We start from the raw sequence: 7,137 nt of genomic DNA, 5'->3' as shown, positions 1-7,137 counted from the left end.
AGGAAGCGGCCGACGATCGACTTGACCCGGATGTTCTCCGACAGGCCCGAAACACCCGGGCGCAGGCAGCAGATGCCGCGCACCACCAGGTCGATGCGCACGCCCCACTGACTGGCGCGGTACAGGGCGTCGATGATCTCGACGTCCACCAGCGAGTTCAGCTTGACCCAGATGGCCGCCGGCTTGCCCATCGCGGCCGCCGACATCTCCTTGCCGATCAGCTCGATCAGCGTGGACTTCATGTTCAGGGGCGACACCACCAGCGCTTCAAGGTGGTCCGGGGTGGCGTAGCCGGTGATGTAGTTGAACACCTTGCTGGCGTCGCGACCCAAGACGGGATCGCAGCTGAACAGCGACAGGTCCGTGTAGATCTTGGCCGTGACCGGGTGATAGTTGCCGGTGCCGAAGTGGCAGTAGGTCTTCAGCCCGTCGCCTTCTCGCCGCACGACCACGCTCAGCTTGGCGTGGGTCTTGTACTCGACGAAGCCGAAGACGACGTGGACGCCGGCGCGCTCCATCGCCCGGGCCCACCGCAGGTTCGCCTCCTCGTCGAAGCGCGCCTTCAGTTCGACCAGGGCGGTGACGTTCTTGCCGTTCTCGGCCGCCTCGATCAGGGCGGCGACGATGGGGCTGTCCTTCGAGGTGCGGTACAGCGTCTGCTTGATCGCCAGCACGTTGGGGTCGCGCGCCGCCTGACGCAGGAACTGGACCACCACGTCGAAGCTCTCGAACGGGTGGTGGATCAGCATGTCCTTTTCGCGGACGGCGGCGAAGATGTCGCCGCCGTTGTCGCGCACGCGCTCAGGATAGCGCGGCTCGTAGCCCCTGAACTTCAGATCCGGGTGGCCGCCGGGGATCAGTTCGGCCAGTTGCGCCAGCCCCAGCATGCCGTCGACCAGCACCACGTCCTGCGGCGCCGCCTCAAGTTCGCCGACGATGAAGTCGCGCAGATCGGCGGGCATGGACGCCTCGATCTTCACGCGCACCACCGAGCCCAGACGGCGCTGCTTCAACGCCTCCTCGAACTCCAGAACCAGATCCTCGGCCTCTTCCTCGATCTCGATGTCGCTGTCGCGGATCAGGCGCAGCACGCCCTTTTCCTGGACGTCGCATCCGGGGAACAGGTGGTCGATGAACAGCAGCAGCACGTTCTCGAGCGAGATGTAGCGCTTGCGACCGGGGGTGGATCGGCCGTCCGTCGGCAGTTCCCAGAAGCGCCGCACCTGCGTCGGCACCGGCACCAGCGCGTAGAAGGTCTTGGTCTCGCCCTCGCGCTTCAGCTTCAGCGCCAGGGAGAATCCCAGGTTCGGCAGGAAGGGGAAGGGGTGCGCCGGGTCGATCGCCAGCGGCGTCAGCACGGCGAACAGCTGGTTCAGGAACTCGGGCTCCAGCCGTTCGCGCTCGGTCTTGGTGATGCGGTCGCGATCGACCACCTCGATGCCGGCGGTGGCCAGCTCCTTCTTCAGCTGGCGCCAGCGAAGCTGCTGTTCGGCCATCAGTTCGCCGGCCGAGACGTTGATCCGGTCCAGCTGTTCGGCCGGCGTCAGGCCATCGGCCGACAGCACCCGCACCCGCTCGCGCTGCTGCCCCTTCAGGCCCGCCACGCGCGTCATGAAGAACTCGTCGAGATTGTTGGCCGAAATCGACAGGAACCGCAGCCGTTCCAACAGCGGATGGTTCGCGTTCGCCGCCTCTTCCAGCACGCGCTCATTGAACGCCAGCCAGGAGGTCTCGCGATTGAAGAAGCGCGCCGGCGACGCCATCAGCGCCTCATCCAGGGCCAACTGCGGGGCGCGCGAGGCGGGGACTTCCTGGCCTCGGGTCACGTCATGGATGGATGCGTCGCTCATGGGGCGTTTGTCGCGCGCGACTGTGACGGCCGCAAGCGCGGGGTAGACGAAATCCGCAGCGAGCGGGGCGACCGGACCTCCCCCGCCGCCCTTCCCGTCGAAGTCTATTGGACGATCGTGTTGGGCGCGACGCCGGCGGGACAGTCGCCCAGGCGCCGGGCGTCGATGGTCGTGTTCATCTGGGCCATCTGCGGCGGGACGTTGGCGCCCGTGACGCGGCTGGTGATCTCCACCTTGTAGGCCGAGCCCAGGTCGCCCGCGACCTTGCCGTCCGAAGCGACGGTCATGCCCTGCGATTCACACACAGAGCGGAAGGTTGCGCCGCCCGGGGCGGGGTTCACGGTGTTCTCGCTGCAGGTCACGCCCTCCTGCGGCGCATTGAAGGGGTTGGCCCCTTCGGGAGAGGGGCCGACGCAGACCTTGAAGGTCGTCGGCTGCGGCATCGCGGCGCCCGAGATGGTTTGCTCCCATAGGCCCGGCGTCGGCGCCGGCGCGGACGTCGCCGCAGGCGCGCCGGCGTTTTCGGTTTCGGCGGGCGCCTTGGCGTCGTTGTTGTTCGAACAGGCGGCCAACAGGGCGGCTGCGGAAATCAGGGCGATCTGAATGCGCATTGGACGTTTCCCTTTGTCGGAGCGCCAGGCCGCTCCACCGTGGTCAAACGGCGAAGCTGAGGCGGGGTTGCCCTACGCCGCGCCCGGGGGCGGATTTCCGTCTGAGGCGTCCGAGGAATCCTTGTCCAGCGCCAGTCGGGCCAGCGCCCGCGTCACCGGCCGGTGCAGGGCGTCCAGCCGATCGACGGCGCGGCTCGCCGCGTCCGCCGATCGGTCCAGGCGACGCACCAGATAGTCGATCACGTCTTCGGATGGCGTGATGCTGCGCTCGACGAAGCGCGTGCGCAGGATCGCCGCCATCACGGCGTCGTCTGGCGCTTCGACGGCCACAGCGCGGATCGCGTCCAGCCGGGAGCGCAGGTCGGGCAGGGCGCTGGGCCAGGCGCGGGGCGGATCGCGGCTGACCAGCAGCAAGGCGCCGCCGCCCGCCGCCGCCAGGTTGATGAGGTGGAACAGGCTTTCGTCGTCGGCGTCCTGCGCGCGGTCCAGAAGCACGGGGCGGCCTTCCAACTCCGCCGGGTCGATCAGCGCCGCCTCGGCGCCGTGCAACGCCATCGCCCCGACCCGCTCGGCCCAGGCGGCGGCCAAGCGGCTCTTGCCCGACCCCGCCGGCCCCGACAGCGCCAGGACCGAGCCGACCCCGTCGGGCCATCGCGCCAGCACGCGCATCGCCTCGGCGTTGCAAGCCGACTCCACCAGGGCCTCGGACACGCCGTGGCTCTCCAGCGGCAGACGAAGCTGCTGCGGGGGCGTGCGCTCGGACGCGCGGGCCGGGGCGGGGCGGGCGGACATGACTTCGGCATAGCAGACGCGGCCGTTAACCGCGCCGGGACCGCCCTGTTGGTTACGGGGAGCGCCGCGCGCCCCTGTGGATGGTTTTCGCCCGGCGACGGGCGGTCAGGCGAAGGGGATGAGGGCCGGATTGAGCTTGCCGGCCTTGAATTCCGTCACGGCGTAGTCCGCCAGGCCGTGGACCTGGAACGGGTCGTCCTTGAGCAGGGATTCCAGCGCGTCCTTTGTCAGGGCGCTGGACACCACGAAGACGCCGCCCGTGCGAGGGACCATCGGACCGGCCGCCACCACCAGGCCGCTGGCCACGTGCTGATCCAGCCATGCGCGGTGTTCGGCCGTCCTCGCCTCGATCGCCTCAATGGGCTGGGTGTAGGTGATGGTGACGATGAACATAGGGGACGCTTTCCGATCCGATGGCCCGCTATCGCGCGCCTCCGCCCGGTTTGCAACGGCCCGAACCTTGACTTTCGGGGGCGATGATGCGCCCTACGCCGCTTCCGATTTTCCCCGCGCGCGCGGCCTTGTTCAGACGATTCTTCATGCACGCCTATCGCTCTCACACCTGCGGCGCCCTGCGCGCCTCCGACGCCGGTTCCGCCGTCCGCCTGTCCGGCTGGGTGCACAGGAAGCGCGACCACGGCGGCCTGCTGTTCATCGACCTGCGCGACCACTACGGCCTGACGCAGCTGGTGCTGCACCCTGAAACGCCGGGCTTCGATGCGGTCGAGCGCCTGCGCGCCGAAAGCGTGATCCGCGTCGACGGCGAGGTGGTCGCCCGTGACGCCGCCGTGGTGAACCCCAACCTGCCGACCGGCGAGATCGAGGTGCGGGTTCAGGGCGTGGAGGTCCTGTCGGAAGCGGCGGAACTGCCGCTGCCGGTCTTCGGCGAGCCGGAATACCCCGAGGAAATCCGCCTCAAGCACCGCTATCTCGATCTGCGCCGCGAGACCCTGCACAAGAACATCGTGCTGCGCTCGCGCGTGATCCAGTCGATCCGCAACCGCATGTTCGGCCAGGGCTTCCTGGAGTATCAGACGCCGATCCTGACGGCTTCGTCGCCCGAGGGCGCGCGCGACTTCCTGGTGCCCAGCCGTCTCCACCCGGAGAAGTTCTACGCCCTGCCGCAGGCGCCGCAGCAGTTCAAGCAACTGCTGATGGTCTCGGGCTTCGACCGCTACTTCCAAATCGCGCCCTGCTTCCGCGACGAGGACCTGCGCGCCGACCGATCGCTGGAATTCTACCAGCTCGACGTCGAGATGAGCTTCGTTACGCAAGAGGATGTTTTCGCCGCCATCGAGCCCGTCATGCACGGCGTGTTCGAGGAGTTTTCGGACGGCAAGCCGGTCTCGCCCATCGACCAGGCCCACACCTTCACCAACGATTTCGGCGACACGTTCGAACACAAGGGCTTCGAGCGCCTGACCTACGCCCAGGCGATGGCCTGGTACGGGTCGGACAAGCCGGACCTGCGCAACCCGATCAAGATGCAGGTCGTGTCTGACCACTTCCGCGACGGCGGGTTCGGCCTGTTCGCCAAGATCCTGGGCGCCGACGACAAGAACGCCGTCTGGGCCATCCCGGCCCCGACCGGCGGCTCGCGCGCCTTCTGCGACCGCATGAACTCCTGGGCGCAGGGCGAGGGCCAGCCGGGCCTGGGCTACATCTTCTGGTCGGACGATCAGCAGTCGTGGGGCGGCCCCATCGCCAAGAACCTGGGTCAGGAGCCGACCGAGGTCCTGATGACCTCGCTGGGGCTGGGTCAGGGCGACGCCGCCTTCTTCGTCGCCGGCCAGCCTTCGGTGTTCGCCAAGTTCGCGGGCCTGGCCCGCACACGCGTCGGCACGGAGCTGAAGCTGATCGACGAAGACCAGTTCAAATTCTGCTGGATCGTCGACTTCCCGATGTTCGAATGGTCGGAAGAAGAGAAGAAGGTCGACTTCAGCCACAACCCGTTCTCGATGCCGCAGGGCGGTCTGGAGGCTCTGGAGACCCAGGACCCGCTGACCATCCGCGCCTATCAGTACGACATCGTCTGCAACGGCTATGAGCTTTGCTCGGGCGCGATCCGGAACCACAAGGCCGAGATCATGCTGAAGGCCTTCGACATCGCCGGCTATGACGCCTCGGTGGTCGAGGAGCAGTTCGGCGGCATGCTGAACGCCTTCCGCTATGGCGCGCCGCCGCACGGCGGTCTTGCCCCCGGCATCGACCGCATCGTCATGCTGCTGGCGGGTGAACAGGCGATCCGCGAGGTCATCGCCTTCCCGCTGAACCAGCAGGGCGAGGACCTGCTGATGAGCGCGCCGTCGCCCGTGCAGGACAAGCAACTGAAGGAACTGCACATCCGCACCGCCCCGCCGATCAAGGTCTGATCGGCGCGTCAGGCAAGACGAAGAAAAGGGGACGCCGCAACGTCCCCTTTTTCATGTCCGGCGTTTCACGACGCTATCGCTCCGAGGCGATGACCAGGTTGCGAACGCGGGGCGGCGCAGGCGGGGCCGGAGGGGTGCGGATGACCCTGACGCCGCCGCGGCAAGCCTGGGCCGTCAGCCGGCCGGGCAGGCGGGTCGAGCCGTCGCCGCAGGCCTCTGCGATCTGGGACTGTGTCAGGCCTCTGGCGCTCGAGAGGTCGGCGCCGCGGATGTCGGTCCGGCGCAGCGAAGCGTCCGAGAAGTTGGCCCGGCCGAAGCGGCCGCCGGTCAGGCGCGCGCCATCCAGATTGGCGTCGGAGAAGTTCGCGCCCGAAAAGTCGCCGTTCGACAGGTTGGAGGCCGTGACCTCGGCGCCCGAGAAATTCGCTTCGGGCGCCCGCACATTGGCGAGGGTCGCGCCAAACAGCTCGCTGCCGGCGAAGTTGGCGTCGGGCAGGGCGGCGCCATTGAAGTTCACGCCGTGCAGTTCGGCGCCCGACAGATCGACGCGGGTCATGTTGGCGCGAACGAACGACGCGCCCTGGGCCTCGGCGCCGGCCAGGCTGGCGCCCGTGAAGTTGGACGAGGAGAAGTTGGCGCCGATGATCTGAACGCCAGACAGATTGGCGCGACTGAAGTCGCTGCCGGTGAAGTTGGAGCCCATCATCTCGGCGCCGCGAAGATTGGCGCCGACCAGGGTGGCGTTCATGAAGCTGGCGCCGGTGAAGGTGGCGCCCGACAGGTTGCGGCCGGACAGTTCGCAGCGGTTGCAGGATCCGCCTAGAGAGACCGAACGCGCCACGTCGCGATCCTGCAGGCTCATTTCCACCCCGGCCAGGGCGGGCGAGGCGGCCAGCACGCCGCCGACCGCCAGCAGGGCGGCGCGGAGGTGGTTGGAGGATTGTCGAGCGATCTGTTTCACGAGACCTGAATGCCCCGAAACCCCGACGCAACCTACTTAAATCGAGGTAACTTCGTTAAATCGCGGACAGGTTGCGGGCGCTCAGCAGGCGGGAATGCGAAGCCGTCCGGGCAGGACGGTGGAGCCGTCACCACAGGCCTGGTCTAGCTGCCGTTGCGTCAGGCCGGTGGCCCGCGCCAGCTGGGCGCCGGACAGATTAGTTCCGGACAGGGTCGCGCCCAAGAAGTTCGCCCCCTCCAAATAGGCCCCGACGAAACTGGCGTTGGTCAGATTGGCGCCTGAAAAGTTCGAGCTGGAGAAGACGCCGCCATAGGCCTCGACGTCACGCAGGTCGGCGTTGGAGAAGCGGGTGCGGTTCATCACGCTCAGGCTCAGGTCCGACTGGCGCAGCCGCGACCCCGACAGGTTCAGCCCGCGCGCCTCCAGGCCCGAGAAGTCGCCCTGGAACAGGTTGCATCCGGCGCAACTGCGGCCGGCGCGCACGCTGGCGATCTGGCCGGCGTTCTGGGCCAGAACGGGTGTGGCGAGCGTCGCCAGGGCGGCGGCGATCA

Annotated in this window: 7 protein-coding genes; 1 reads left to right on the top strand and 6 read right to left on the bottom strand. The window is 68.0% G+C overall.

Features of this window, described 5'->3' with window-relative positions:
* From B2U11_RS14565 to B2U11_RS14550, 4 genes are all read right to left on the bottom strand, one after another.
* Positions 1-1,850 (bottom strand): RNA degradosome polyphosphate kinase (locus B2U11_RS14565; protein WP_292072807.1); only part of this gene is annotated, 1,850 nt, incomplete at its 3' end.
* Positions 1,851-1,954: 104 nt separating this feature from the next.
* Positions 1,955-2,461: a DUF3617 domain-containing protein gene (locus B2U11_RS14560; protein WP_292072805.1), complete on the bottom strand. Its 507-nt coding sequence runs from the start codon at positions 2,459-2,461 to the stop codon at positions 1,955-1,957.
* A 72-nt stretch (positions 2,462-2,533) separates the two neighbouring features.
* Positions 2,534-3,253 carry a DnaA ATPase domain-containing protein gene (locus tag B2U11_RS14555; RefSeq protein ID WP_292072804.1) on the bottom strand — a complete coding sequence of 240 codons (720 nt, stop codon included), beginning with the start codon at positions 3,251-3,253 and terminating at the stop codon, positions 2,534-2,536.
* Positions 3,254-3,358: 105 nt separating this feature from the next.
* Positions 3,359-3,646 carry a YciI family protein gene (locus B2U11_RS14550; protein ID WP_292072803.1) on the bottom strand — a complete coding sequence of 96 codons (288 nt, stop codon included), beginning with the start codon at positions 3,644-3,646 and terminating at the stop codon, positions 3,359-3,361.
* Positions 3,647-3,792: 146 nt separating this feature from the next.
* Between B2U11_RS14550 and aspS the strand changes: the two genes are divergently transcribed.
* Positions 3,793-5,625 (top strand): aspartate--tRNA ligase, encoded by a 1,833-nt coding sequence (gene aspS, locus B2U11_RS14545; RefSeq protein WP_292072801.1) that lies wholly within the window; start codon positions 3,793-3,795, stop codon positions 5,623-5,625.
* 73 nt (positions 5,626-5,698) lie between these two features.
* Here aspS and B2U11_RS14540 read toward each other — a convergent pair whose 3' ends face one another.
* Positions 5,699-6,586: a pentapeptide repeat-containing protein gene (locus B2U11_RS14540; RefSeq protein WP_292072799.1), complete on the bottom strand. Its 888-nt coding sequence runs from the start codon at positions 6,584-6,586 to the stop codon at positions 5,699-5,701.
* Positions 6,587-6,667: 81 nt separating this feature from the next.
* A complete protein-coding gene (locus tag B2U11_RS14535) occupies positions 6,668-7,135 on the bottom strand; it encodes a pentapeptide repeat-containing protein (RefSeq protein WP_292072796.1) in 468 nt (155 codons plus the stop codon).
* Positions 7,136-7,137 lie beyond the last annotated feature (2 nt).

It is taken from the genome of Brevundimonas sp. UBA7534 (assembly GCF_002479325.1).
Classification (GTDB): Bacteria; Pseudomonadota; Alphaproteobacteria; order Caulobacterales; family Caulobacteraceae; genus Brevundimonas.
This window is presented reverse-complemented; position numbering and strand designations above follow the sequence as displayed.

Bases quoted from the DNA above. Each gene is read 5' to 3' on its own strand.
- B2U11_RS14550 (WP_292072803.1), bottom strand. From the start codon at position 3,646: ATGTTCATCGTCACCATCACCTACACCCAGCCCATTGAGGCGATCGAG.
- B2U11_RS14555 (WP_292072804.1), bottom strand. From the start codon at position 3,253: ATGTCCGCCCGCCCCGCCCCGGCCCGCGCGTCCGAGCGCACGCCCCCG.
- B2U11_RS14560 (WP_292072805.1), bottom strand. From the start codon at position 2,461: ATGCGCATTCAGATCGCCCTGATTTCCGCAGCCGCCCTGTTGGCCGCC.
- aspS (WP_292072801.1), top strand. From the start codon at position 3,793: ATGCACGCCTATCGCTCTCACACCTGCGGCGCCCTGCGCGCCTCCGAC.